This window comes from Nonomuraea thailandensis, assembly GCF_024172165.1.
In the GTDB taxonomy this organism is placed as follows: domain Bacteria; phylum Actinomycetota; class Actinomycetes; order Streptosporangiales; family Streptosporangiaceae; genus Nonomuraea; species Nonomuraea thailandensis.
Genome location: NZ_JAMZEB010000002.1, coordinates 11788546 through 11812915 on the forward strand (window position 1 = coordinate 11788546; position 24370 = coordinate 11812915).

General features: G+C 72.5%; 22 protein-coding genes. 13 read left to right on the plus strand and 9 right to left on the minus strand.

Going from position 1 to position 24370, the window contains the following annotated elements; genetic code table 11:
* Positions 1 to 93: 93 nt before the first annotated feature.
* The 6 genes from HD597_RS58940 to HD597_RS58965 are packed head-to-tail and all read left to right on the plus strand — an operon-like array spanning position 94 to position 6445.
* Positions 94 to 1836 (plus strand): AMP-binding protein, encoded by a 1743-nt coding sequence (locus HD597_RS58940; protein ID WP_253757635.1) that lies wholly within the window; start codon positions 94 to 96, stop codon positions 1834 to 1836.
* A complete protein-coding gene (locus tag HD597_RS58945) occupies positions 1836 to 2834 on the plus strand; it encodes an acyl-CoA dehydrogenase family protein (protein WP_253757637.1) in 999 nt (332 codons plus the stop codon). The genes HD597_RS58940 and HD597_RS58945 overlap by 1 nt, the downstream gene beginning before the upstream one ends.
* Positions 2834 to 3988, plus strand: coding sequence for an acyl-CoA dehydrogenase family protein (locus HD597_RS58950; RefSeq protein WP_253757639.1), 1155 nt, complete (start codon positions 2834 to 2836; stop codon positions 3986 to 3988). The genes HD597_RS58945 and HD597_RS58950 overlap by 1 nt, the downstream gene beginning before the upstream one ends.
* Positions 3985 to 4917, plus strand: coding sequence for a bifunctional MaoC family dehydratase N-terminal/OB-fold nucleic acid binding domain-containing protein (locus tag HD597_RS58955; protein WP_253757641.1), 933 nt, complete (start codon positions 3985 to 3987; stop codon positions 4915 to 4917). Before HD597_RS58950 ends, HD597_RS58955 begins: the two co-directional genes overlap by 4 nt.
* Positions 4914 to 5291, plus strand: coding sequence for a MaoC/PaaZ C-terminal domain-containing protein (locus HD597_RS58960; RefSeq protein ID WP_253757643.1), 378 nt, complete (start codon positions 4914 to 4916; stop codon positions 5289 to 5291). Before HD597_RS58955 ends, HD597_RS58960 begins: the two co-directional genes overlap by 4 nt.
* Complete coding sequence (locus tag HD597_RS58965) at positions 5288 to 6445, plus strand: lipid-transfer protein (RefSeq protein WP_253757645.1); 1158 nt, start codon at positions 5288 to 5290, stop codon at positions 6443 to 6445. Before HD597_RS58960 ends, HD597_RS58965 begins: the two co-directional genes overlap by 4 nt.
* Positions 6446 to 6468: 23 nt before the next feature.
* On the opposite strand, the gene HD597_RS58970 is transcribed toward HD597_RS58965, so the two are convergent.
* Positions 6469 to 6927: a carboxymuconolactone decarboxylase family protein gene (locus tag HD597_RS58970; RefSeq protein WP_253757647.1), complete on the minus strand. Its 459-nt coding sequence runs from the start codon at positions 6925 to 6927 to the stop codon at positions 6469 to 6471.
* Positions 6928 to 7021: 94 nt separating this feature from the next.
* On the opposite strand from HD597_RS58970, the gene sigJ reads away from it, so the two are divergent.
* Positions 7022 to 7912 carry an RNA polymerase sigma factor SigJ gene (gene sigJ / locus HD597_RS58975; protein WP_253757649.1) on the plus strand — a complete coding sequence of 297 codons (891 nt, stop codon included), beginning with the start codon at positions 7022 to 7024 and terminating at the stop codon, positions 7910 to 7912.
* 111 nt (positions 7913 to 8023) lie between these two features.
* Here the strand turns inward: sigJ and HD597_RS58980 are convergent, their stop codons facing one another.
* Positions 8024 to 9796: an RNA polymerase sigma factor gene (locus HD597_RS58980; protein ID WP_253757651.1), complete on the minus strand. Its 1773-nt coding sequence runs from the start codon at positions 9794 to 9796 to the stop codon at positions 8024 to 8026.
* Positions 9797 to 10088: 292 nt separating this feature from the next.
* On the opposite strand from HD597_RS58980, the gene HD597_RS58985 reads away from it, so the two are divergent.
* From HD597_RS58985 to HD597_RS59005, 5 genes are read left to right on the plus strand one after another with little or no spacing between them, the layout of a single operon-like run.
* Positions 10089 to 11147, plus strand: coding sequence for an ABC transporter ATP-binding protein (locus tag HD597_RS58985; protein ID WP_253757653.1), 1059 nt, complete (start codon positions 10089 to 10091; stop codon positions 11145 to 11147).
* Positions 11140 to 11868, plus strand: a complete 729-nt coding sequence (locus HD597_RS58990) for an ABC transporter permease (protein WP_253757654.1) — start codon at positions 11140 to 11142, stop codon at positions 11866 to 11868. Before HD597_RS58985 ends, HD597_RS58990 begins: the two co-directional genes overlap by 8 nt.
* Positions 11865 to 12557 (plus strand): ABC transporter permease, encoded by a 693-nt coding sequence (locus tag HD597_RS58995; protein ID WP_253757656.1) that lies wholly within the window; start codon positions 11865 to 11867, stop codon positions 12555 to 12557. The genes HD597_RS58990 and HD597_RS58995 overlap by 4 nt, the downstream gene beginning before the upstream one ends.
* Positions 12558 to 12597: 40 nt before the next feature.
* Positions 12598 to 13524 (plus strand): ABC transporter substrate-binding protein, encoded by a 927-nt coding sequence (locus tag HD597_RS59000; RefSeq protein ID WP_253757658.1) that lies wholly within the window; start codon positions 12598 to 12600, stop codon positions 13522 to 13524.
* A gap of 40 nt (positions 13525 to 13564) precedes the next feature.
* Positions 13565 to 14053, plus strand: coding sequence for a flavin reductase family protein (locus HD597_RS59005; protein ID WP_253757660.1), 489 nt, complete (start codon positions 13565 to 13567; stop codon positions 14051 to 14053).
* A gap of 43 nt (positions 14054 to 14096) precedes the next feature.
* On the opposite strand, the gene HD597_RS59010 is transcribed toward HD597_RS59005, so the two are convergent.
* The 3 genes from HD597_RS59010 to HD597_RS59020 form a co-directional block, all read right to left on the minus strand.
* Entirely contained in the window at positions 14097 to 15545 is a 1449-nt protein-coding gene (locus HD597_RS59010; RefSeq protein WP_253757663.1) for a sialidase family protein, read from the minus strand.
* Between the two features lie 241 nt (positions 15546 to 15786).
* The gene (sppA, locus tag HD597_RS59015; RefSeq protein ID WP_253757665.1) at positions 15787 to 17484 is read right to left on the minus strand and encodes a signal peptide peptidase SppA; all 1698 of its coding nucleotides are present in this window, start codon (positions 17482 to 17484) and stop codon (positions 15787 to 15789) included.
* Between the two features lie 77 nt (positions 17485 to 17561).
* Complete coding sequence (locus tag HD597_RS59020; protein WP_253757667.1) at positions 17562 to 18551, minus strand: NAD(P)-dependent alcohol dehydrogenase; 990 nt, start codon at positions 18549 to 18551, stop codon at positions 17562 to 17564.
* A gap of 160 nt (positions 18552 to 18711) precedes the next feature.
* Here HD597_RS59020 and HD597_RS59025 point away from each other — a divergent pair, with 160 nt between their 5' ends.
* Positions 18712 to 19365: a DUF2306 domain-containing protein gene (locus tag HD597_RS59025; RefSeq protein ID WP_253757669.1), complete on the plus strand. Its 654-nt coding sequence runs from the start codon at positions 18712 to 18714 to the stop codon at positions 19363 to 19365.
* Here the strand turns inward: HD597_RS59025 and HD597_RS59030 are convergent.
* The 4 genes from HD597_RS59030 to HD597_RS59045 form a co-directional block, all read right to left on the minus strand.
* Complete coding sequence (locus HD597_RS59030; protein ID WP_253759940.1) at positions 19352 to 20035, minus strand: response regulator; 684 nt, start codon at positions 20033 to 20035, stop codon at positions 19352 to 19354. The genes HD597_RS59025 and HD597_RS59030 overlap by 14 nt on opposite strands.
* Positions 20036 to 20082: 47 nt before the next feature.
* Positions 20083 to 21231 carry a sensor histidine kinase gene (locus HD597_RS59035; RefSeq protein WP_253757671.1) on the minus strand — a complete coding sequence of 383 codons (1149 nt, stop codon included), beginning with the start codon at positions 21229 to 21231 and terminating at the stop codon, positions 20083 to 20085.
* A 69-nt stretch (positions 21232 to 21300) separates the two neighbouring features.
* A complete protein-coding gene (locus HD597_RS59040) occupies positions 21301 to 22656 on the minus strand; it encodes a S8 family peptidase (RefSeq protein WP_253757673.1) in 1356 nt (451 codons plus the stop codon).
* 155 nt (positions 22657 to 22811) lie between these two features.
* Positions 22812 to 24203 carry a S8 family peptidase gene (locus HD597_RS59045; RefSeq protein WP_253757675.1) on the minus strand — a complete coding sequence of 464 codons (1392 nt, stop codon included), beginning with the start codon at positions 24201 to 24203 and terminating at the stop codon, positions 22812 to 22814.
* Positions 24204 to 24370 lie beyond the last annotated feature (167 nt).

Below are 24370 nucleotides of genomic sequence, written 5' to 3' on the forward strand. Positions count from 1 at the left end.
TATCCGGGCTTATCTCCAAAAGTCGATACTGGACAGGTATTAGAATCTGTTCTAGTTTGCGAATCGGCTTACCTAGCGCTTGCTGGAGGAGCGATGACCGCGGACACGCTCGCCTCCCTGCTGCTCGCCCGGGCCGAGGACGACCGGCCGGGGCTGGTGTACGAGGGGAGGGTGTGGTCGTGGCGCGAGCACGTCGCGGCCTGCCGGGCGGCCGGGGACCGGCTGTCCGCGCGCGGGGCCGGGACGCACGTCGGGGTGCTCAGTGAGAACGTTCCCGAGCTGGTCGTCCTGATCGGCGGCGCGGCGCTGGCCGGGCACGTGGTCGTGGCGCTGAACCCGACGCGGTCGGTGGACGAGCTGATCCGCGACGCCCGCGCCACCGACGTGGACCTGGTCCTGGCGGACGGGTCCTGCGGCGGGATCGCGCGGGCGGTGTCGGAGGCGCTGGGCGTGACGGCGCTCCCGCTCGCCTCGGAGGCGCCATGCGCCGCGCCCCGGACCGCCGCGCGCGAGGCTGTGCCTGAAGGTGCTGTGCGAGCGGCGGGTGCCGGTCCGGACCCGGGCGGCCTCGTGATGCTGATCTTCACCTCCGGCACGTCCGGCCGTCCCCGGGCCGTGCGGATCACGCAGCGCAAGCTGGCCGTGCCCGGATCGAGCCTGGCCGCGCTGCTCACCCCCGACGACGCCGTCTACTGCTCCATGCCGCTGTTCCACTCCGGCGCGCTGATGGCCGCCTACGCCCCCGCCGTCGCGTCCGGGGCGGCGCTGGTGGTGCGGCAGCGCTTCTCGGCCTCGGGGCTGTTGCCCGACATCAGGCGATACGGCTGTACGTACCTCCACTACGTCGGCAAGGCGCTCTCCTACGTCCTGGCCACCCCCGAACAGCCCGGCGACGCCGACAACCCGCTCAGGATCGCGTTCGGGAACGAGGGCAGCGCGGTGGCCGTCAGGAGGTTCGGGGAGCGGTTCGGATGCCTGGTCATCGACGCCTTCGGCTCCACGGAGACCGCCATCTCGCTCACCCCCGACCCCGCCGGGCCGCCGGGCTGCCTCGGCCGCCTGCCCGAGGGCGTGCGGATCCTCGACCCGTTCACCGCCCGGCCCTGCCCGCCCGCGCGGATCGAGGACGGCCGCCTGCTCAACCCGGACGAGGCCATCGGCGAGCTGGTCAACACGGGCGGGCTCGGCCTGTTCGAGGGGTACTACAACGACCCGGACGCCGACGCCGAGCGGATCAGGGACGGCGCGTTCTGGTCCGGCGACCTGGCCTACCAGGACGCCGGCGGCTACGTCTTCTTCGCCGGCCGGGGCACCGAGCGGCTGCGCGTGGACGGCGAGAACCTGGCGGTCGCGCCCATCGAGGCGGCGCTGCGGGAGTTCGGCGGGGTGGTGGAGGCGGCGGTGTACCCGGTGCCCGACCCGGCGGCCGGCGACCAGGTCATGGCCGCACTCGTCCTGGAAGGCGCCGCCGGTGCGCAGACCGCCGCCGTGAGCGCTGCCGGCTCCGGGGCCGCCGGTGCGGAGGTCGCAGGCTCGGGGGCTGCTGGGGCCGCCGCATCGGGCGCTTTCGATCCGGGGGCGTTCGCCGCGTTCCTGGCCTCGCGCCGCGACCTCGGCGCCAAGTCCCTGCCCCGCTTCGTCCGACTGTGTCGGGAGTTACCCCAGACGGCCTCGCACAAGGTCATCAAGCGGCACCTCGCCAGGGACGCCTGGCGCACCACCGACCCGGTCTGGGTGCGCGGCCCCGACGGGCTGCGGCTGCTGACGGAGGCGGACGTGAAGGGGATCGAGGAGGAGTTCGTACGGCACGGCAGGCAACACCTCTTGGAGACGTAGTGGATTTCAACCTGGACGAAACCCAGCAGGATCTGAAGAAGCTGGCCGCCGAGGTCCTCGCCAAGGAAGGGGACGAGGAGCGGCTGCGGCAGGCCGGGCTGTTGGACGTGTGCGTGCCGGAGGAGGCGGGCGGAGCCGGGCTCGGGCCGGTGGAGATGGCCGTGGTCCTGCGCGAGGTAGGTGCCCGGGCGGCCATGGTGCCCGCGCTGCCGTCGCTGGCCGCCACGTTGCTCCTGGCCCGCCAGGGCGCCCCGGGCCGCCGGGGCCGCGCCGGCCGCCTCACCCTGGCCCTCCGCGAGCCCGCCCGCGCCCTCGCCGACCCGCCCACGACCGCCGCCACGGCGACCACGGGCGGAGCCGGGACGACGGTGGCAGGAGCCGGGTGGGTGCTGACCGGGCGGAAGGTCTCGGTCCCCTACCCCTCGGCCGAGGTGCTGGTCACCGCCGACAGCGGCCTGTTCCTGGTGGCGGAGCCCGTGACGGCGGCCGAGTTCACCTCCACCGGTGAGCCCGCCGCCACGATCGTGCTCGACGGCGCCCCGGCGGAGCGGGTGGCGGGCCAGGAGGCGGTCGCGGACGCGCGGCGGATCCTCATGGCGGCCGTCGCCGCGCAGGCCAGCGGGGTGCTGGCCGGCGCGCTGGAGCTGACGACCTCCTACATCAGGCAGCGCAAACAGTTCGGGCGGGCGCTGGCCGAGTTCCAGGCCGTGACGATGCAGATCGCCGACGTCTACATCGCCGCCAGGGCGCTGGACGTGGCCATGTGGTCGGCCGTCTGGCGGCTGGGCGAGGGGCTGCCGGCCGACGAGGACCTGGCGCTGGCCGCGTACCACGTCAGCGAGGCGTCCAGGGCGCTCTACACCTGCCAGCACCTGCACGGCGGCCTCGGCCTCGACGTCACCTACCCGCTGCACCGCTACTTCGCCCAGGCCAGGCACCTGTCACAGCTGCTCGGCGGCGCCGACGCCCAGCTCGACCTGATCGGAGCGCTCGTCTGATGCTCATCGACCTCACCCCCGGGCAGCGCAGGCTCCGCGACGAGCTGCGCGAGTACTTCCAGGGCTGCCTCACCGCCGAGGACCGCGCCAAGATCGCCGCCGATCCGTTCGGCGGGGCGTACATGGAGCACTGCCGGCGGCTCGGCCGGGACGGCAAGCTGGGCCTCGGCTGGCCCAAGGAGTACGGCGGCAGCGGCTACGGCCCCCTGGAGCAGCAGATCTTCGCCAACGAGATCGCCCGCGCCGGAGTGCCGTACCCCATCATCACGGTGCAGACCGTGGGGCCGACGCTCATGCAGTACGGCACGGAGCGGCAGAAGGAGCACTTCCTGCCGCGCATCCTGGCCGGCGAGTGCCACTTCGCGATCGGCTACAGCGAGCCGGAGGCGGGCACCGACCTGGCCTCGCTGCGGACGACGGCGGTGCTCGACGGCGACCACTACGTCGTCAACGGCCAGAAGATCTTCACCAGCGGCGCCCACTACGCCCAGTACATCTGGCTCGCCGCCCGCACCAACCCCACGGCCAAGAAGCACAAGGGCATCACCATGATGATCGCCTCGACGGACGACCCCGGTTTCTCGTGGACCCCGATCGTGACCATGGACGGCCGCCACCACACCAACGCCACCTACTACTCCGACGTGCGCGTCCCCGCGGACATGGTGGTGGGCGAGGTGGACAAGGGCTGGGACCTGATCGTCAACCAGCTCAACCACGAGCGCGTCACGCTCGGCCCCGCCGGGAACCTCGGCCAGACCTACGACCGCTTCCGCGCCTGGGCCCGCCGCACCGGCCTGGACGCCGAGCCCGACGTGCGGCGGGCGCTGGCGCGGGTGTGGGCGGCCTTCCGCACGAACGAGCTGCTCAACTGGCAGGTGGCGGCGAACATGGACCTAGGCTGGCTGGGCGCTCCGGACGCGTCGGCCACCAAGATCTACGGCTCCGAGCGCATGCAGGAGATCGGCAGGATCGTGGGGGACGTCCTGGCCAGGTACGGCGACCCGTCGGACCCGGAGACGGCCGAGCTGCTCGAACGCCTCGACCACGGGGTGAAGGGGGCGGTGGTGCTGACGTTCGGCGGCGGGGTGAACGAGGTGCAGCGCGAGCTGATCGCCATGCTCGGCCTGAACCTGCCGAGGCCCCCGCGATGACCGGTCCCGGCGACGGCACCCGGCGCAGGACGATGACGGACGAGGAGCTGCACGAGCTCGCGGGCAAGCAGGCGGCGCTGGGCGAGGTGCGCGGCGCCCCGGCCGCCGACCCCGTCAACGTCCCCATGATCAGGCACTGGCTGACCGCCATGGGCGACGAGAACCCGCTCTACCTGGAGCAGGGCCTGGCCCCGCCCGCGATGGCCCAGGTGTGGACCATGCCCGGCCTGTCCAGAGGCCAGAAGGAACGCTCGCCGGTGGACGACATGATGAGCGCGCTCAACGACAGCGGTTACACGGGCGTGGTGGCGACCAACTGCGAGCAGACCTACCACCGGTACGTCCGCGTCGGCGAGCGCCTCACGCCCGCCACCAGGTTCGCCGGGCTGGCGGGCCCCAAGCGGACCGCTCTCGGCGTCGGCTACTTCGCCACCTGGAACATCACCTGGTACACCGAGGACGACGAGCCGGTCGCCGGCATGATGTTCCGGGTCCTGAAATTCCGCCCACCGGCGAAGAAGGCCGCCGAGCCGTATCCGCTCCAGCCCGCCGTCAACCAGGACACCGCGTTCTTCTGGGAGGGCGTGAACCGGGGCGAGCTGCGCGTCCAGTCCTGCGCCGACTGCGGCGAGCTGCGCCACCCGCCCGGACCGCTGTGCCCCCGCTGCCGCTCGGCCGAGCGCGCGTACCGGCTCGCGAGCGGCACGGGCACCCTGTTCAGCTACGTCGTGCACCACCATCCGCCCGTGCCCGGCAGGCAGACGCCGTTCGTGGTCGGGGTGGTGGAGCTGCCGGAGGGCGTGCGGGTCGTGGGCAACGTCGTGGACTGCCCCGTCGAGGAAGTGAGGATCGGCATGCCGCTGCGGGTGACGTACCGACGGATGGACGACCGGCTCGTCCTGCCCATGTGGGCGCCGGAGGAGCCATGATCGGGGCCGCGCTGCCGGAGCTGTCGATCGACCTCACGCCCACCATGGTCGTCTCCACGGCCCTGGCCACCATGGACTACACGCCGGTGCACCACGACACGGCACTCGCCCGCGCCCAGGGCTCCACGGACATCTTCCTGAACATCCTGACCACCATGGGCCTGGTCGAGCGCTACGTCACCGACTGGGCGGGCCCCGGGGCCGTCATCAGGAGCATCGACGTCAAGCTGGGCGTCCCCGCGTACGCCGGTGACCGCCTGACCTTCAGCGGCACGGTCGTCGGCGGCGAGGGCGACCGGGTCACCGTCGAGGTGCGCGGCCGGGTGAGCCTGGGCGAGCACGCCACCGGCACCGTCACGCTGGAGGGCACGTGAGCACGGCCATCGCGGGCATCGGCGCCACCGAGTTCAGCAAGCGGTCGGGACGCTCGGAGCTGCGCCTGGCCGCCGAGGCCGTGCTCGCGGCGCTGGACGACGCCGGCCTGTCACCCGGCGACGTGGACGGCCTGGTCACCTACAGCCAGGACACCAACCAGGAGATCGCCGTCGCCAGGGAGACGGGCATCGGCGAGCTGACCTTCTTCTCCCGCGTCGAGTACGGCGGCGGCGCGGCCTGCGGCACCGTCGCCCACGCCGCCATGGCGGTGGCCACCGGCGCGGCCCGCACGGTGGTCTGCTACCGGGCCTTCAACGAGCGCTCGGGCCGCCGCTTCGGCCAGCCGAACGCGGGGCTCACCGGGCAGCCCAGCTCGCAGGGGCTGGAGATGAGCTGGCACGTGCCGTTCGGGCTGATGACGCCGGCGGCGTGGGTGGCCATGTTCGCGCGGCGCTACATGCACGTGTACGGCGCCACCTCGGCGGACTTCGGCCGCGTGGCGGTGGCCATGCGCAGGCACGCGGCCACGAACCCGGCCGCCTGGTTCCACGGGCGGCCGATCACGCTGGAGGAGCACCAGGCGTCCCGGTGGATCGCCGAGCCGCTGCACCTGCTCGACTGCTGCCAGGAGAGCGACGGGGCGGTGGCGCTGGTGGTCACCTCCACCGAGCGGGCCCGCGACCTGCGCCGCTCCCCGGCCGTGATCGCCGCCGCGGCGCAGGGCGCGGGGGCCGGTCAGATGATGATGACCAGCTACTACCGGGATGACCTGACCGGGCTGCCCGAGATGTCCGTCGTCGGGCGCCGCCTCTGGGAGATCTCGGGCCTGTCGCCCGCCGACATCCAGACGGCCATCCTGTACGACCACTTCACCCCGTTCGTGCTGACCCAGCTCGAGGAGCTCGGCTTCTGCGGGCGCGGGGAGGCCCCCGGCTTCCTCGCCGACGGCGGCATCGAGCTGGACGGCCGCCTCCCGGTCAACCCGCACGGCGGGCAGCTCGGGGAGGCGTACATCCACGGCATGAACGGCATCGCGGAGGCCGTCCGCCAGATCAGGGGCACCGCCGTCAACCAGCTCCAGGACGTCACCAACGTCCTGGTGACGGCCGGGACGGGCGTCCCCACCAGCGGCCTCATCCTGTCGGCCGGCTGAGCGGGCTGCGCCCCCTCGGGGGCTCAGCCCGTCCAGGCGCCCGCCACCTGGCGGGTGGCGGCGTTGAGCCGGTTCCAGAGGTTGACCAGGCCGATGCCCATGATGATCGCCGCCAGCTCGGTCTCGCCGAAGTGGTCGGCCGCGGCGCTCCACACGTCGTCGGGCACCGGGTCGGACCGGTCGTTCAGCCGGGTGGCGGCCTCGGCCAGGGCGAGGGCGGCGCGTTCCTCGTCGGTGAAGTACGGCGCGTCCCGCCAGCCGGCCACCGACCAGAGCCGCTCGTCGCTCTCGCCGTGCTTCTTCAGGTCCCGCGCGTGCATGTCGACGCACACGCTGCACCCGTTGATCTGGCTGCAGCGCAGGTACACGAGGTTGAGCAACTGCTTGGAGACGCCGCTCGCGGTGATGGTCTTCTCCAGGGACATCAGGGACTGCAGCGCATCGGGCAGGACGAAGGCGGGCTGGCCCATCCGTGCATCCATCGGTCACTCCAAGGGGTCCCGGGGCCGATGACGTCACATCGACCCGCTTTCATGGGTCGAAGCAATGACGCGGGACGAAGAAGGATTGTGACAGGTGAACGACGACGAATCGCTGACCCGGCTCTTCGAGGCGCAGCGCGGGCAGCTCAGGGCCGTGGCGTACCGGATGCTGGGCTCGGTGAGCGAGGCCGACGACGCGGTGCAGGAGACGTGGCTCAGGCTCAACCGCACCGACACCGGCGACGTGCGGAACATGGGAGGCTGGCTCACCACGGTCGTGTCCCGCATCTGCCTGAACATGTTGCGCTCCCGCGAGCACCGGCGTGAGGACCCGCTGGAGGAGCGCATGCCGGAGCCGGTGGTGAGCTCGCCGGACGGCGTCGATCCCGAGCAGGAGGCGCTCCTGGCGGACTCGGTGGGGCTGGCGCTGCTCGTGGTGCTGCAACAGCTGGAGCCGACGGAGCGGCTGGCGTTCGTGCTGCACGACATGTTCGCGGTGCCGTTCGACGAGATCGCGCCGATCCTCGACCGCACGCCGGCCGCCACCAGGCAGCTCGCCAGCCGGGCCCGCCGCCGGGTGCGCGGGGCCGCCCCGTCGCCGGACCCGGACGTGTCGCGGCAGCGCGAGGTGGTGGACGCGTTCATGGCGGCGGCCCGCGACGGGGACTTCGACACGCTCGTGTCGCTCCTGCACCCGGACATCGTGCTCCGCACGGACGTGGGGCCCTCGGCGGCCCGGGGCTGGAACGAGCTGCGCGGGGCGCTCACGGTGGCGCAGCAGGCGCTCATGTTCCGGCGGATGGCGCCCTACGCGCGCCCCGTGCTGGTCAACGGCGTCGCGGGGGCGCTCATGGTGCTGGACGGGCGGACGACCGCGGTGGGAGCCTTCACCATCGCCGACGGCAAGATCCTGACCATGGACATCCTCGGCGACCCGGCCCGGCTGGCGGCCCTCGACGTGGCCGCCCTCACCGGCCGGCCCTGACGCGCATCGGGCGCGGGCCTCTCGGCTGACCACGCATCCGGTGGCGGGTCTCTCCGTGACCGCGCATCCGGTGGCGGGCGGGAGCCTTCCGGCCCGCCACCGGAGCGGTCGTCACGGATTCGTGAAGACCGGCATGGAGAAGAACACGATCATCGCGATCGCCACGCAGAGCAGGAACCCGACGAGCTCCCAGACCCAGTCGTGGTGCCGGTCCCTGCGGCGGCGCACCTTCTTCGGCGGGCGCCCGCTCTCCGGGCGCCGCTTGGGGGCGGGCCTGGCCCGTACGGGGCGCGGCGCCAGGACGGACGAGCCGGACGGCCTGTCCGCCGGACCGTCCTTCCTGCGCGGATCCCCGTCCTGCCGGGGCCGGTCCAGCGGCTTCTCCAGCGGCTTCTCCAGGGGTCTCTCCAGAGGCCGGCCGAGCGATCCCGCCTGGTCCGGCTCGTCCCCGCGCGGGTCCGGCAGCCGGTACACCGGCTCGGATCCGGCCTTGGAGCGCGGCTTGGCCCGGGGCTTGAACAGCGGGGCCGCCGGTCCGCGTACCGGCTCCTCCGACCGCGACGCCCGCCGGCGCTGGGTGGCCGGGACGGCAGGTGCGGCCGGGGCGGCCTGCGCCGACAACGTCCGGCGGAACTCCTCCGGAGCAGGCTGCGGCTCCAGCGGCGGCCTGCGGCGCTCCTCGGCGGGCGCCCGCCGGGGCGGGGGGAGCGGCCGGGAGGAGCTCTCGTGGAGGAGCACGTCGCCGGTCATGTACGGGTCAGGCGCGTCCTTGGGCAGGATCACGTCACCCGTCGCGAACGGCTCGGCGGCCATGGGGTCGGGAGCCGCCATGAAGAACGGCCGTTCCCGCGGCGACGCCCCGGAGGACGGCCCGGCGACCCACCGGTCCCCGGCGTACGGCGCGCCATCCCGCCGATCGCCATCCCGTCGATCGTCCGCGCGACGATCGCCGGCGCCCGGCCGCTCTCCGGCGGAGGGCGTGGAGGGCGTGAAGGGCGCGGAGGGCCGGGAGCCGCCCAGCGGATCGCGCAGGGCCCGCGCCGACCCCAGCGGATCCCGCAACGGCGGGCCGGGATCCAGCACGTCCCTCGGGGGCGAGAGCGGGTCGCGGAACTTGGGCATCGGGGCCGTGGTCGCCTCGTGCACGGGGGCGTGCGACGGGGAGGGCGGGGTCAGCAGCTCGGCAGGGAAGATCACCGTGCTGGTCGCCGGATCGGCGTCCGCCAGCGGCTGCGGCCAGACGGGCGGGCTGGGCCAGCGGGGCTTGACGAACAGCGGCGCGGGCGCCGCCGTACGGGAGCCCGCGAAGTGGATGCGCAGCGCCCCCGGCGGCTGCGGCCACGGCAGGCGGCCGAGCACGTCGCGCAGCGGCGCGACGCCGAGCGCGCCGTAGATGTCGGCGACGGGCTTGGGCACGCGGACCCCGGTCGAGGCCAGCGCCGCTCCCAGCGACTGCCTGAACCGGTGCCCCGCGCCCACCGCCAGCTCCTCGGCGGTGTCGGGCGCGACGTCGAGCACCCACGCCAGCTCCGCCTTGCTGAGCCCGCACACCGCGCACAACATCAGCACCTCGCGCTGGTGCGGGCGCAGCTCGCGCAGGGAACGCTCGACGAGTGCGGTGGCCGGGTCGATGAGCGGGTCGACGGCGGGCGGGGAGTAGACGATGTCCCGCCGATGGATCTCGCGGCGGGCGAAGGCGTAGAGCGCCGCGCGGGGCGGCGCGGTGTCGGGGACGCTGCTGAGCACGGCCACGAGGACATCGGAGGCCGAGCCGAGGTCGCCGAGCTGGTCGGCGCAGTACGCGAACAGCCCGGCGGCATGGAGGTCGTAGAGCTCTGCGATCAGTTCTGCGCGCTGGCGCTGATCGGTGAGCGACTGAGACACGGGGCCGGTTCCTCTTGCTGGATGCGGACGCTGGGGGGTGAGGGGCGCGTCAGGAGTTGTGAGCTGATGCGTCAGGAATGGTGAGGGTAATCATGCCAACACACGGTGGTCCGGCGCACTACCAGATCCAGATTTCATACGAAATCTCGCAGCTCAGGTGAAACGCTTCAGGAAAACCCGAGGGGACAGGCCGGTCCGCGCCGCCGTAGTCTGTGGGTTCAGCAGATCATGCGGCGGTCGTGGCACGGGGCTGCGGCGCTGCCGCCGGAGGCCCCGAAGCGAGAGTTCGCGCGTGATCACATTCGAGTCTGTCACCAAACGCTATCCGGACGGAACGGTCGCCGTGGACGACCTCAGCCTGGAGGCGCCCACCGGCGAGATCACCGTGTTCGTCGGCCCGTCGGGCTGCGGGAAGACGACCTCCCTGCGCATGATCAACCGGATGATCGACGCCACGGAGGGCCGGATCCTCCTCGACGGCAAGCCGGTGCAGGGCATCGACCCGCCGACCCTGCGGCGCGGCATCGGGTACGTCATCCAGCAGGCCGGCCTCTTCCCGCACCGGAAGATCATCGACAACATCGCCACCGTCCCCTACCTCCTGGGCTGGGACCGGAAGAAGGCCCGCGCCACGGCCATGGAGCTGCTGGAGCGCGTCGGCCTCGACCCCGCGCTCGCCGGCCGCTACCCGTTCCAGCTCTCCGGCGGCCAGCAGCAGCGCGTCGGCGTGGCCAGGGCGCTGGCCGCCGACCCGCCCGTGCTGCTCATGGACGAGCCGTTCAGCGCCGTCGACCCCATCGTCCGCACCAACCTCCAGGACGAGCTGCTGCGGCTGCAGAGCGAGCTGAACAAGACGATCGTGTTCGTCACGCACGACATCGACGAGGCCATCAAGCTCGGCGACCGGGTGGCGGTGCTGCGGGTGGGCGGCAGGCTGGCCCAGCTCGCCGACCCCAGGACACTGCTGTCGGAGCCGGCCGACGACTTCGTGCGCGAGTTCCTCGGGCAGGACAGGGGGATCAGGCGGCTGCGCTTCATCTCCACGGCGGGGCTGCGGCTGCGTACCGACCTGACGGTGGCCGAGGGCTTCGACGGCGGCACGTCCGAGCCGTGGCTGCTCGTCGTGGACGGCGACGGCCGGCCGGTGGGCTGGCGGCGCGGCGACCGGCCGGGCGAGCTGGAGCCCGCCGGCACGTACGAGCACGGCCGCGACAACATGCGCTCCGCCCTCGACGCGGCGCTGCTGTCGCCGTCGGGTTGCGCGGTGGCCGTGGACGAGCGGGGCAGGGCCGTCGGCGTGGCCACCAGGCAGGCGCTGGACGAGGCGCTGGCGGAGGCCGCAGATGGGTGACGGGCCTCCCTCCATCTGGGAGTGGATCGGGCGCAACTGGGACACCGGCCGGGCCGACAGCATCAGGAACCTGCTGACCGACCACCTCACGATGTCGCTGGTGCCGATCGTGCTCGCGCTGCTGTTCGCGCTCCCGCTCGGCCTGGCCTCCGTGCGCTGGCGCTGGCTCTACCAGCCCACGGCGGGGTTCATGAACGTCGTGTACGCGCTGCCGTCGCTGCCGGTCTTCATGCTGCTGATCTCGGTGACCGGGCTGTCGCAGACCACGGTGATCATCCCGCTGACGTTCTACGGCATGGCGGTGCTGATCCCGGCCGTGGTCGACGGGATCGACTCGGTGCCCGACCACGTGCGCCAGTCGGCCGTGGCGATGGGCTTCACGCCGCTGCGCCGCCTGCTGCTGGTCGACTTGCCGATCGCGGCGCCGGTGGTGCTGGCGGGCATGCGGGTGGTGGCGGTCTCCAGCATCAGCCTGGTCAGCGTGGGAGCGCTGATCGGGCAGGGCGGGCTCGGCGGGCTGTTCACGCGGGCGTACCAGAACCCGTTCATGCCGCCGGTGATCGTCGGCATCGTGCTCATCGTGCTGCTGGCGCTGATCGCCGACGGGCTGCTGGTCCTGGCGCAGCGGCTGCTCACCCCCTGGGTGCGCGCCCGGAAGGGGCAGTCGCGCCGGAAGCGGAAGGCCGGCCGCGTGCGCGCCAGGAAGGGGGCGGTGGCATGAACTGGCTGACCTCGTTCCTGACCTGGCTGGGCGAGTTCTTCGGCAACGGCGAGAACTGGTCGGGCTCCGGCGGCATCCCCGTACGCCTGCTGGAGCACCTGGAGTTCTCGGCGCTGGCCCTGCTGCTGGCCGTGCTGATCGCCGTGCCGCTGGGCCTGGCGATCGGGCACACCGGGCGCGGTGAGCTGCTCGTCGTGGTGTCCGCGAACCTGGCCAGGGCGCTGCCCACGCTGGGTCTGCTGGTGATGTTCGTGCTGCTGCTGGGCACGACCTCGATCTGGCCGGTGATCATCCCGCTGGTGCTGCTGTCGGTGCCGCCGATCCTGGTCAACACGTTCGAGGGGATCAAGGGGGTCGATCCCGAGCTGCGCGACGCCGCGTACGGGATGGGGCTGCGCGGCGGGCAGGTGCTCGGCCGGGTGCTGGTGCCGGTGGCGCTGCCGCTGATCCTGCTCGGCTGCCGGTTGTCGGCCATCCAGGTCGTGGCCACCACCACGGTCGCCGCCTACACCGGGCTCGGCGGTCTCGGGCGTTACGTGATCGACGGTTTCGCGACCAAGGATTACGCGAGCGTCGTCGGCGGTTCAGTACTGATTGTGCTGTTCGCGCTCTTGGTGCAGGTCCTGTTCGCGCTCGCCCAGAGGGTGACGGTCTCTCCTGGGGTGAGCCGGCGACTGAAGGTTCGATAGGTTCTCCTGTATTACCTCCCGCTTAGAAGGGAAAAGCAAGATGAGACGCACGTACGGCGTCGCCGGGGTCTTCCTCACGGCGATGCTCGCCCTCGCCGCCTGCGGTGGCGGAGGCAGCACCGGGGGCAACCCGCTCGACACGACGAGCGCCGCTCCCACCGGCTCGGCCTCGAGCGCTGGGGGTAAGGCCGTCATCGGCTCCTTCGACTTCGACGAGAGCGTGCTGCTCGCCTCGATCTACGCCCAGGCGCTGGAGGCCAAGGGCGTGCAGGTGGAGGAGAAGCCCCGCATCGGCAGCCGCGAGGTCGTCTACGACCAGGTCAAGAGCGGCGGGCTGACGATCGTCCCCGAGTACAACGGCAACCTGCTCGCCTTCATCGACCCGCAGGCCACCGCCGCCACGACCGACGAGGTCAACACGGCGCTGAAGGAGAAGCTGCCGGCCGAGCTGGAGGTGCTCGACGCCTCCCCGGCCGAGGACAAGGACAGCCTGTCCGTCTCCAAGGACACCCAGACCAAGCAGTCGCTCAACACGATCGAGGACCTCGCCAAGGTCTCCAAGGACATGGTCGTCGGCGGCCCGCCCGAGTTCAAGAAGCGGTGGGAGGCGCGGTTCAAGGAGGTCTACGGCCTGGAGTTCAAGGAGTGGAAGCCGACGGGGCCGACCACGTCCGACGCGATCAAGGACGGCTCGATCCAGGTCGGCAACGTCTTCACCACCGACCCGAAGATGGCCGCCAACAACCTCGTGGCGCTGCAGGACCCCAAGAACATCTTCCCCGCCCAGAACGTGACCCCGCTGCTGCACAAGGCCTCGGCCAGCGAGACGATCAGGACCACCCTGAACGGCATCTCGGCGAAGCTGACGACGGACTCCCTCCTGCAGATGATGCAGAAGATCTCCGTGAACAAGGACGAGCCCGCGGTCGTGGCCAAGGACTGGCTGACCACCAACGGTCTCGGATGACCCCCGTGCCGCGGGCCCCCGGCCGCCGGGGGCCCGCGCGATGAGCGAGCTGTTCACGGAGGCGATGGCGCAGCTCGCCGCGGGCGTGGCGGTCGTGACCGCGCGCGACGGGCGCGACGACCTCGGCACCACGGTGTCGGCGCTGATGTCGGTCTCGCTGGAGCCGCCGCTGGTGCTGGTCAGCCTGGCCAGCCGCGGCTACCTCAACGAGGTCCTGCTCCGGCAGGACCGCTGGGCGGCCTCCCTGCTGTCGTCCGGGCAGGCCGCGATCGCCAGCCGCTTCGCCACCGCGGGGCGGCCCAGCGCCCGGCTGCTGGTGGCGGGCACCCCGCACCATCGGGGGCAGCTGACGGAGGCGCTCGTCGTCGAGGGCGGGGTGGCCGCGATCGAGGCCGAGACCACCAAGGTGGTCCCGGCCGGCGATCACACCATCTTCATCGCCGCCGTGCTGGCCGTCGACTACGTCGACTCGGCCCTGCAGCCCCTGGTACGGCTGCGCGGCCGCTACCGCTCGACGGCCGCCTCCTGACCGGAGGCGGGGCCCGGTCCGGCCGGACCCCGCGCACGGCCGCTCAGCCGGCGAAGATCGCGCTGTGCAGGTCCACCGGGTTGGCGTCGTCGTCGGTGGCGACGCCGTACACGGCCGTGAAGGCGCTGCCGGTGGAGACCAGCCCGGTGTAGTCGCCGAGCAGGCGCCCCACGCTGGTCAGCGGAACCTTCCGCGTGTCGAACGGCCCCTCGACGTGCCGCTCGCGCCAGGCCCCCGGCTTGGTGCAGCCGCTCGCGCACGTGATGGCCCACAGGTCGGTGGGCAGGGTGGCGGGGTCGGGCGTGTTGTTGCGGAAGTCGTAGTAGGTGATCGCCACGGTGCCCGTCCTGGACGCGGCGATGACCGGCACGGCGGCCGAGCCCGCGGGCGTCTTGTCCACGCGGATCGGGCTGGACCAGCTCTTCCCGCCGTCCGCCGACCGCGAGTAGGCCACGTGGAAGGTGCCGTCGGGGTCCTGGCTCGGCCAGACGGCGTTGACCATGCGCGTGCCCGGCTGGGCGGCCAGCAGCGGCAGGGCGGCGTTGCGGATCGGGTCACCCGAGTCGTCGGGGTCGGGGATCCGCGGGCCCACCGCGAGCGGGGCGGGGACGTTCAGCGTCGGCGCCGACCAGGTCCTGCCGCCGTCGGTCGAGCGGATGACCTGGGTCGAGCCCTCGGTGATCGTCTCGTGGTGCATGCCGATCAGCAGCGTCCCGTCCGGGAGCGCCACGAGCTGGGTGCCGATGACGCCGCTGTTCGCGGGCACGTCGTACACCTTGCTCGTGGTCCAGGTGCGCCCGTCGTCGGTCGACTTGGCCAGGTAGACCGGCTGCACCCAGTTCGGCGTGGTGCTGGTCGACTGGTCGTCGATGCGGTCCCACACGGTGTAGAGCACGCCGGGGCGGTACGGGTCCGCGGTCACCGCAGGGCGGTCGTTGAAGAAGCGCACGTTGTCGTCCCGCTGCAGGGTGACCGGCGCCTCCCAGGTACGGCCGCCGTCACCGGAGCGGGACACCAGGATGGCGGTCACGTCGCCGGCGCGCGACATCGACAGGGCGGCGGCCACGGCCGTGCCGGACGGGGTGATCGTGACCCAGTGGTCCGTCGCGACGTCGTAGTCCCCGCCGTCGCACCGGGAGAAGGCGGGCCGGTCGGCGGACTGCCGCCAGGTGAGGCCGCGGTCGTCCGACACGGCGACGCCCGTGCCGTTGCTGCCGTAACGGTTCCAGCGGTCCTGCTGGAACACCGTGACGAGGCGTTCCGGACGGTTCGGGTCCCGCGCCAGCATGGGCAGGACCTCGGTGTTCGGGTTCAGGGTGTAGCCGTCGGCGGGGGGAGGCCCGCAGTCGGCGGGCAGCGGGCTGACGCCCGAGACGGGCCGTACGATCGCGGATCCTGGAGCGCCGGCGTCGTCCGCGGTGGCGGGTGGCGCGGCGGTGCAGGCCAGCAGGACGGCGGCTGCGGGTAAGAGAGCCCTGGAGGGTCGGATCACGAGCCTTCCTCGTTTCGTCGTGTCCATGAACACGCCGCCGGGCCCCGGAGAGGCATGCCTCTCCGGGGCCCGGCGAATGACGCAGGAAGATTACCGCGCAAGATCAGATTCGTCCGCCGAATGCGGATATATCTCGAAATGAGGGTGTCTGACCTGCGCTTTCATGGTGTCCGAGAGTTGACCGGCTTCTCGACCGCAAAGCCGTCACGCGGTCAGCGGACGGAGCGCCGGCCGGGCAGGATCAGCGGATGGAGTACCAGCCGGGCAGGATCAGCGGCCCCACCGCGGGCAGGCCCAGCTCGGCCGACAGCCGGGCGAGCGGCCCCCAGGCGTCCATCCGGATCCTGGCCAGCGCCGCCGACCTGTCCTCGCTCGACTCCGGCCCGCGCAGCCGCTCCAGCGGATTGAGCCGCGGGTACGTGCGCACCGGGGCGTCGTCGGCCAGACCGGCCCGCTTCCTGGCCATGGCCAGCGCGTCCTCCAGCCCGCCCAGCTCGTCCACCAGCCCGCTCGCCCGGGCGTCGGCGCCCGTCCAGACCCGGCCGCGGGCCAGCTCGTGGGTGCGCTCGCGCGACAGGTCTCGGCTCTGGGCCACCTTGCCCACGAAGTCGTCGTAGATGCGGTCGAGCCAGGCGTTGATGCGCTCCCACTGCTCGGGCGAGAAGCCGCGCGAGGTGGAGAACATGCCGGCGTTGGCGCCCTCGGCCACCATCTCCGAGGTGATCCCGGCCTTCTCCAGCAGCTCGGAGAAGACGGGCTTGCCGCCGTACACGCCGATCGAGCCGGTCAGCGTGCCGGGCTGGGCCACGATCACGTCGGCCGCCATCGAGATGAAGTAGCCGCCGGAGGCCGCCAGGTCGCCCATGGACACGATCACCGGCTTGACCTTGCGCGTCAGCGTCACCTCGCGCCAGACCGTGTCGCTGGCCACGTACGAGCCGCCGGGGCTGTCCACCCGGAACACGACCGCCTTGACGTGGTCGTCGCGCCTGGCCGCGCGCAGCGCCGCACTGATCGTGTCGGAGCCCATCGCGCCGCCCCCGCCGAGCGGGCTGCGGCCGCTGCGGCCGGTCCTGATCATGCCGGTGGCGTGCACGAGCGCGATCGCGTCGGCCATCGGGTGCGGCAGCTTGCGCACGGCCGCGCCCCTGGCGTAGCGGGAGACGTACAGCAGGTGCGCCTCGTCGCCCGCGGCCCGCTTGAGCTCGTCGTACACCTCGTCGCGGTAGGCCAGCCCGTCGACCAGCCCGGCCTCCTGCGCCTCGGCGGCGGTGAACGGGCCGCGGTCGATCAGCTCCCGCACCTTGCCCGGGTCCAGGCGGCGGCCGTCGGCGATGCCCGCGACCATGCTCTCGGTGACCGACTCGACGATGCGCGCCATGGACTCGCGGTGCGGGTCGGTCATGTGGTCCTGGGTGAAGGTGTTGGGCGCGGTCTTGTACTCGTGCCGCTGCCCGGCCTCGAACCCGACGCCCAGCTTGCCCAGCGCCCCCTTGACGAAGCGCTGCTCCAGCGCCACCCCGGTCAGCCCGACGTCACCGCTGGGCTGCAGGTAGAGCCGCTCGAAGGCGGTCGCCAGATAGTACGGCACCGTCCCCCCGCCGAACTCCCCGAACGTCTCGGAGAACGCGACGGTCAGCTTGCCCGAGGCGCGGAAGTGGATCACGGCCTGGCGCAGCTCCTGCACCATGGCCAGGCCCAGCGGCTGCCCCCCGATCTTCACCACCAGCGCCTTGACCCTGGGGTCCTGCCGGGCCCGCTTGAGCCCGGACAGCACGTCGGCCAGGCGCGTCTTGCGCATGGACAGCACCGCGGCGAGCGGATCCGCCGGCGGGCCCTCGGTGAGGCCTTCGGTGAGATCGAGCTCCAGGATCAGCGGGGCCGTCCGCCGCTGACGGAGCTTGTCGACGGTTTCGAAGATCGCCTTGCCTGCGTCCATAGAAGCCACCCTAAGCGACACATTCCGAAATGGGCTGGGGCGTGTTCCCACCGAGCGCAGAGGTGGCGCGCGTCCGGTCACACCCGGACGACGACCTTGCCGGGGGCGTGCCCCTCCTCCTGGTAGCGGATCGCCGCCCGCAGCTCCTCGAAGTCGTACACGCGGTCCACCACCGGCGCGAGCCTGCCGTCCTCGACGAGCCCGGTCAGCTCCTCCAGGTTGCGCCGGTTCCCCTTGGCGCCCAGCACGTCCGTCAGCACCGCCTTCTGCGGGACGAACGCCGACGCCGCGAGGGTCGCGAAGACGTGGCCGGCGGGCTGCAGCCAGCGGCTGGCCGCGCCGCCGATCAGGACGCAGACGCCCTTGCGCGCCAGCACCCTGCGGCACTGGGAGAACGAGCGGTTGCCCGCGATGTAGAGGAGCACGTCGTAGACCTGCCCGGCGCGGGTGAAGTCCTCCTTCGTGCGGTCGACGACCTCGTCCGCGCCGAGCGAGCGCACCAGGTCCAGGTTGCGCGTGCTGCACACGCCCGTGACGTGCGCGCCGTACGCCTTGGCGAGCTGCACCGCGAACGTGCCCACGCCGCCCGAGGCGCCGTTGATCAGGACCCGCTGCCCGGGCCGCACCCGGCCCTGGTCGCGCAGGGCCAGCAGGGCGGTGCCGGCGGCCAGGGGCACGGCCGCCGCCTCCTCGAACGACAGCTTCGCGGGCTTGGGCGCGAGCTCGGTCTCCGGCACGCACACGTACTCGGCGAAACCGCCGCCCTTGGCGGTCATCGCGAACACCTCGTCGCCCGGCTGGAACCGCGTGACGCCCGGCCCGACCGCCTCCACCTCTCCCGCCACGTCCGCGCCCAGGATGGTGATCTTGGGCTTGCGCAGGCCCAGGGGGCCGGGCATGAGCCGGGAGATGAACGGCTCACCGCGCATGAGGTGCCAGTCCGCGGGCTGGACGGAGGCGGCGCGCACCCGTACCAGGACCTCGCCGGGGCCGGGTGCGGGCTGGGCGACGTGCTTGAGCTCCAGGGCGTCGGGGGAGCCGTACGAGGTGAGGACGTAGGCCTTCATCGGGATCTCCTTCCGGGAGGGTCGATGGGCCTCAGTGTGGGCGCGACCTGCGGGGCGGCATAACGGTCGAAAGTACGACCTCTTGACCGGCCGATCGGCTCATCCAGGTCCGGCCTCCAGGGCGATGAGCCGCAGCGGCCCCGGCGGACACCATCGGGGCATGCCCGAAGACCTCGCCGCCGCACGCAGGACGAGCTGGCTCGTGCCTGCCGGACTGATCGCCCTCAGCTTCGTCCCCCTGCTCGCGGGCGGCATCCGCCTCACCGAGCTGACCGGAGGGGCGGAGATCACGCAGGCCAACGCCCGCTTCTTCGCCGCGCCAGCGCCGGTCGTGGCGCACATCGTGGCCGTCTCCGTCTACAGCGCGGTGGGCGCGTTCCAGTTCGCGCCCCGGTTCCGGCGGCGCAGGCGCGGGTGGCACCGGGCCGCTGGGCGGGCGCTGGTCGGGTTCGGGCTGGTGGCGGCGTTGTCGGGGTTGTGGATGACCGCGTTCGCCGAGCTGCCGCCGGGTGACGACGGGCTGCTGAGCGTGTTCCGGTGGGTGGCGGGGACGGCCATGCTGGGCTCCCTCGTGCTCGGCTTCGTCGCCGTCCGCCGCGGGGAGGTGCGCCGGCACCGCGCCTGGATGATGCGCGCGTACGCCATCGGCGCCGGCGCCGGCACCCAGGCCGTGACGCAGGGGGTGTGGATCGCGGCCGCCGGCGAGCCGGACCACCTCACCCGGGCGCTGCTCCTGGGCGCGGCCTGGGCGATCAACGCCGCCGTCGCCGAGGCGATCATCCGGCGGCGGGGGTGGCGGGTCAGCGCTGCCTGACGCGGTTCGTCTCGTACGCCCACATGGCGATCTCCACCCTGTTGCGGACGCCGAGCTTGGTCATCAGGCTCGCCACGTGGCTCTTGACCGTGCTCAGCGAGATGTGCAGCTCGTCGGCGATCTCGTTGTTGGTCCGCCCGCGGGCCACGGTGAGCAGGATCTCCTCCTCCCGCTCGGTGAGCGCCTCGATCGGCTGCAGGCGGGGCCGGGCGGGGCCGGTGCCGGCGAAGGCGGACAGCAGGCGGGCCGTGATGCTCGGCGCGATGAGCGCGTCGCCGCCCGCCGCGGCGCGGACCGCCTGGGCGAGCAGGGCGGGGCCGGCGTCCTTGAGCAGGAACCCGCGGGCGCCCGCCCTGAGCGCCGCGTAGACGTACTCGTCGAGGTCGAACGTGGTGATCACGACGACGGCCATCGGGTCCGCCACGTCGGGGCCGGCCAGGGCGCGGGTGGCCTCGATGCCGTCGCAGCGGGGCATGCGGATGTCGAACAGGCACACGTCGGGCCGCAGCCGCCGGGCCAGCTCGACGGCGCGGTGACCGTCGGCGGCCTCGGCGACGACCTCGATGCCGGGCTGGGCGTCGAGGATCATCCGCAGGCCGGTGCGGGCGATCTCCTGGTCGTCGGCGACGATCACCCGGACGGGACCGTCGTGGCCCGGTCCGCCCGGCATCCCGGCGTTCTCCTGCGGGACGCCCGGGTGCTCCGCCGGCCCTGTGGTCATGTGGAGGCTCCCGTTCGAGGCAGTTCGGCGGTCACGGTCCAGCCGCGACCGGGGTTGGGACCGGCTTCGCAGGTGCCGCCGAGCAGCCCGGCGCGTTCGATCATGCCGAGCAGCCCGTAGCCGGACGCGGTGACGGGCCGGCCCGCGGTGCTGTCGCCGTCGTCGCTCACGCGCAGGCGCACGGACGCGTCGTCGGCGGCCACGCGGACCTCGATCCGGGTGGCGTGCCGGGCGTGCCGCCGGGCGTTGGTGACCGACTCCTGCGCGATCCGGTAGATCGCGGCTCCGACGGAGGCGGGCACGCCGTCGAGGTCGCCGTCGATCCGCACGTCCACGGCGGGGCCGACCCGGCCGCGCCCGGCGAGCTCCCACAGGTCGGCGAGGTGCGGGTTCGGCGCCATCTCGGGGGCGGAGCCTCCCTGGTCGCGGCGCAGGACACGGACCATGGTGCGCATCTCGGCGAGCGTGCGGGACGCCTCGGCCTCGATCACCCGCAGCGCGTCGACGGCGGCGGCGGGGTCGGCGCTCGCGGTCGCGATGCCCGCCTGGGCCCTGATCGCCATCGCCGAGACGTGGTGGGCGACGGTGTCGTGCAGGTCGCGGGCCAGCTGCTCGCGTTCGAGCAGCTTGACCTGGTCGAGCTCGCGCATCCTGGCCCTGGCCCGGTAGCGGAAGGTGCCGCCCAGCGTCATCCCCGCGAACACGACGGCGAACGCCCCGGCGACGTCGCCCGCGTGGATGTGCCCGGACACCACGCCGGCCAGCACAGCGACGGTGATCAGCACCAGCCCCGCGGCGGCCTCCCGGCCCGACCCCCAGCGGCACAGCGCGTAGAGCAGGATCAGGATGTAGGCGGCGGAGCCCATCTCGGCCGGATCGGCCGCCGTGACGAGCTGGACCACGGTCGAGAGCACGACCGGGATCGCCACGGCGAGCAGCGGCTGCGTACGGCGCCATAAGAGCGTGGGCAACATCGCCGCGGCGAAGATCACGGAGATCGGCCGCCACTGGAGGTCGGTCCTGAACACGCCTTCGAGCGCGATGGCCACGGCGAGCAGCCCCACGAGCGCCCGGTCTCGCCACACGCGGCGCGGCGCCTGGGGCGGACGGGGCTCGTCCCACAGCGAGCGGAGGAGGCCCTGCACGCAATCATGGTACGAGAGCGCCCGCCGGTCCGGCTCGATCCGGCGGGGCTCTCCCGGGTTCCGGGCTGCCTACACCTTGCGGAGGGCGGCCCGGACGTCGATGCGCGGCGTGGTGACCTCGTCGCCCGCGCTCGGGTACGTGATCGGCTCGCCCGTCAGCCGCAACGCGCTGAGCAGCCTGTCCACCGTGGCGTGCCTGCTCTTCTGGCGCAGCAGCGCGAACGCGCCCGTGACGTGCGGGGTCGCCATGGAGGTGCCGTTCAGCGCCGCGTACGTGTCACCCGCGATGGCCGCCGTGATCGCGACGCCCGGGGCGTACAGGTCGAGCAGCGGGCCCCGGTTGGAGAAGCTCGCCACCGCGTCCTGCTTGTCCGTGGCGCCCACGGCCACCGTGTTGGAGACGCACGCGGGCCACGACACCGACGCCTCGAAGCCGTTGTTGCCGGAGGCGACCACCGTGGCGACGTCCTTGGCGAGGAGCTTGTCCACCTCGGCCTTGAAGTCGGCGCCGTCGCCCTCGTCGCAGGCCGTGTCGTACTGGCCGCCGCCCAGGCTCAGGTTCACCGAGGCGAGGTTGTACTGGTCGGCCAGCAGGTCGGCGTAGGCCATGCCGGTCAGGATGGAGGAGTCGTAGGCCAGGACGCAGACCGGGCGGCCCGCGCAGTACGGCGAGTTGTCGAAGCGGCTGAAGACCTGCACCGGGATGATCTTCGCCTTGGGGGCGACGCCGTCGGCGGCGAACTCGGCGGTGCGCCGGCCCGCGGCGATGCCCGCCACGTGGGTGCCGTGGTAGCACAGGCCGTACTGCGGCTGCGGGGCGCCCGTCATGCACGCCGCCGTCCCGGCGTCCGCGGCCCCGTCGCCGATCTGGAACTGGCTGCCGTTCGGGCACAGCGGCGTGGAGCCGTCCACCGGGTCCGTGGCCGAGAAGCACGCCTGGGCCACGATGCGGTCGCCGAAGGCGGGGTGGTCGGTGTCGATGCCGGAGTCGAGGATCGCCACGGCGGTGCCCTTGCCGGTGTAGCCGAGGCGGTGCGCCTTGTCGGCGCCGATCAGCGGGATGCTCTCCACCAGGGTGGCGCCGTTGAGCTTGTCCTTGCGGATCGAGACCACGTCGGACTGCTGGGCGATCTGCTCCAGCTCGGCCCGGGTGCCGCGGTAGACGAAGAAGTCGAGCTTGCCGGCGACGTCGGCGGGTGGCGCCGCGCCGACGTTCCTCCGGTCCTGCTCGACCGCCTCGGCGCTGGACTGCGCGGACGGGACCTGGGCGGGCTGGCGGACGCGGACGATCGCGCGGTGCTCGCCGCTCGCCGTGATCGCGGGGTCGAGCTTGGTTTCCGGGTCGGCGAGTGCGGGGGTGGCCACCAGCGCCGCCGAGGTGGCGGCTAACGCGATGGCGCCGGCCAGCAGAGACGCGAGTCTCAACTGCTCCTCCGGGGGTTCGGGGGGTTTTTGTCAGCAGAAGTGTAGTAATCGGACAACTGATGTCAGAGGGGGCGGTGTGTTCCGTTATAGCTTCTTGTTCATGTCTCCGGACATGGGAAAGGGGCCGGGTGGCCCGGCCCCTCGCTGGATCCTGATCAGACGCCAGGGTTGGCGGGCCCCTGGGTGCTCGTGGTGGCGCGTTCCAGGTCGATCCGCGACTTGATCACCGCTGTTCCCGAGGAGTCGAACTGGATGGGCGTGCCGGTGTCCTGCAGCCGCTGCAGGCTCTGGGCCACCGTGTACTCCGGGTACCGCTGCCGCATCAGCGCGAACGCCCCCGCCACGTGCGGCGCGGACATCGAGGTCCCGGCCTTGACCCCGTACACGTCGTCCGGCACCGCGGAGTTGACGGCCACGCCCGGCGCGAACAGGTCGAGCAGGTTGCCGCGGTTGGTGAACGTCGCCAGCGCGTCGGCGTCGTCCGTGGCGCCGGTGGAGACGGCCGAGGAGATGCAGGCGGGTGAGGCGACGGCGTTCGGCAGGCCGGCGTTGCCCGCCGCGACGACCGGAGCCACCCCCAGGCTCACCAGGGCGTCGAACTCCGGCTTGACCGCCGCGGCCGTCGTGTCCGTGTCGCAGGCCTCGGTGTAGCCGCGGGCGCTGCCCAGGCTCATGTTCACGGCCGCGATGTTGAACGTCCTGACCACCCGCGTGACGTACTCCAGCGCCAGCTTCTGGTCCGAGGTGTAGCTGAGGAAGCAGGGCGCGGTGGAACCGCCGATCCCGCAGGTCAGCGGGTTGTCGATGCGGCTGAACACCTGGATCGGGATCAGGCGGGCCTCGGGCGCGACGCCGTTGCCCGGCGCGCCCGTGACCATCTTGCCCGCCGCGATGCCCGCCACGTGCGTGCCGTGCGAGCAGGCGTTCTGGCCGTTGACCGTGCACTGCGGGATCTCGACGTTGGCCGCGCCGGGGCCCGTCTGGCTGGGCTGGTTGTTCGGGCAGAGAGAGACGGCGCCGTCCCTGCCGCTGGACGAGGAGAAGCACGCCTCGTCCGCGATCCGGCCGGTGAAGAACGGGTGGTCGCTGTCGATGCCCGTGTCGATGACGGCGACCGTGGTGCCCGTGCCGTTCCAGCCCGCGGTGTTCGCCTGGACCGAGCGGATCCTGGCCGTGCTGGCGTCGAGCAGGGGCATGCTCAGCTCGTCCTTGTAGACGGACTGGACGCGGGAATCCTGCTTGAGCTTCTCCAGCGTGGCGCCGTCGAGCTCGGCGACGAAGAAGTTGGGCGACTCCGCGGCCTCCAGGACGCGGCTGCCCTCCGAGGCCTGCTCGATGTCGGCGGCCACGGCCTCGACGCTCTGGCCGGGCTTGAGCTGGATGATGGAGCGTACTGCGCTCTTCTCCTGGATCTCCGAGACGAGCGCGGGACTGATGATCGGGTCACCGGTGTCGGTGGTGTCGGCTTGGAGAGCCGGACCGGCGCAGAGAGCGCCGGACGTCATGGCCAGCATCGTTGCGCCGACCAGCAGAGACCGTAGCCTCACTTCTTCCTCCCGGAGGCTGGAGCCGTGAAGCGTTTCCGGCTCCCTCGGCTGCGTACAGCCGCTTACCTCCCCACCTGTGACATCTGTGATGTCAGTGACGTATGTAACCCGATTAAACGTTGGAGGCTATTTTGCATTTATGCGACACAAGCGAAAAGGCCGGTCTG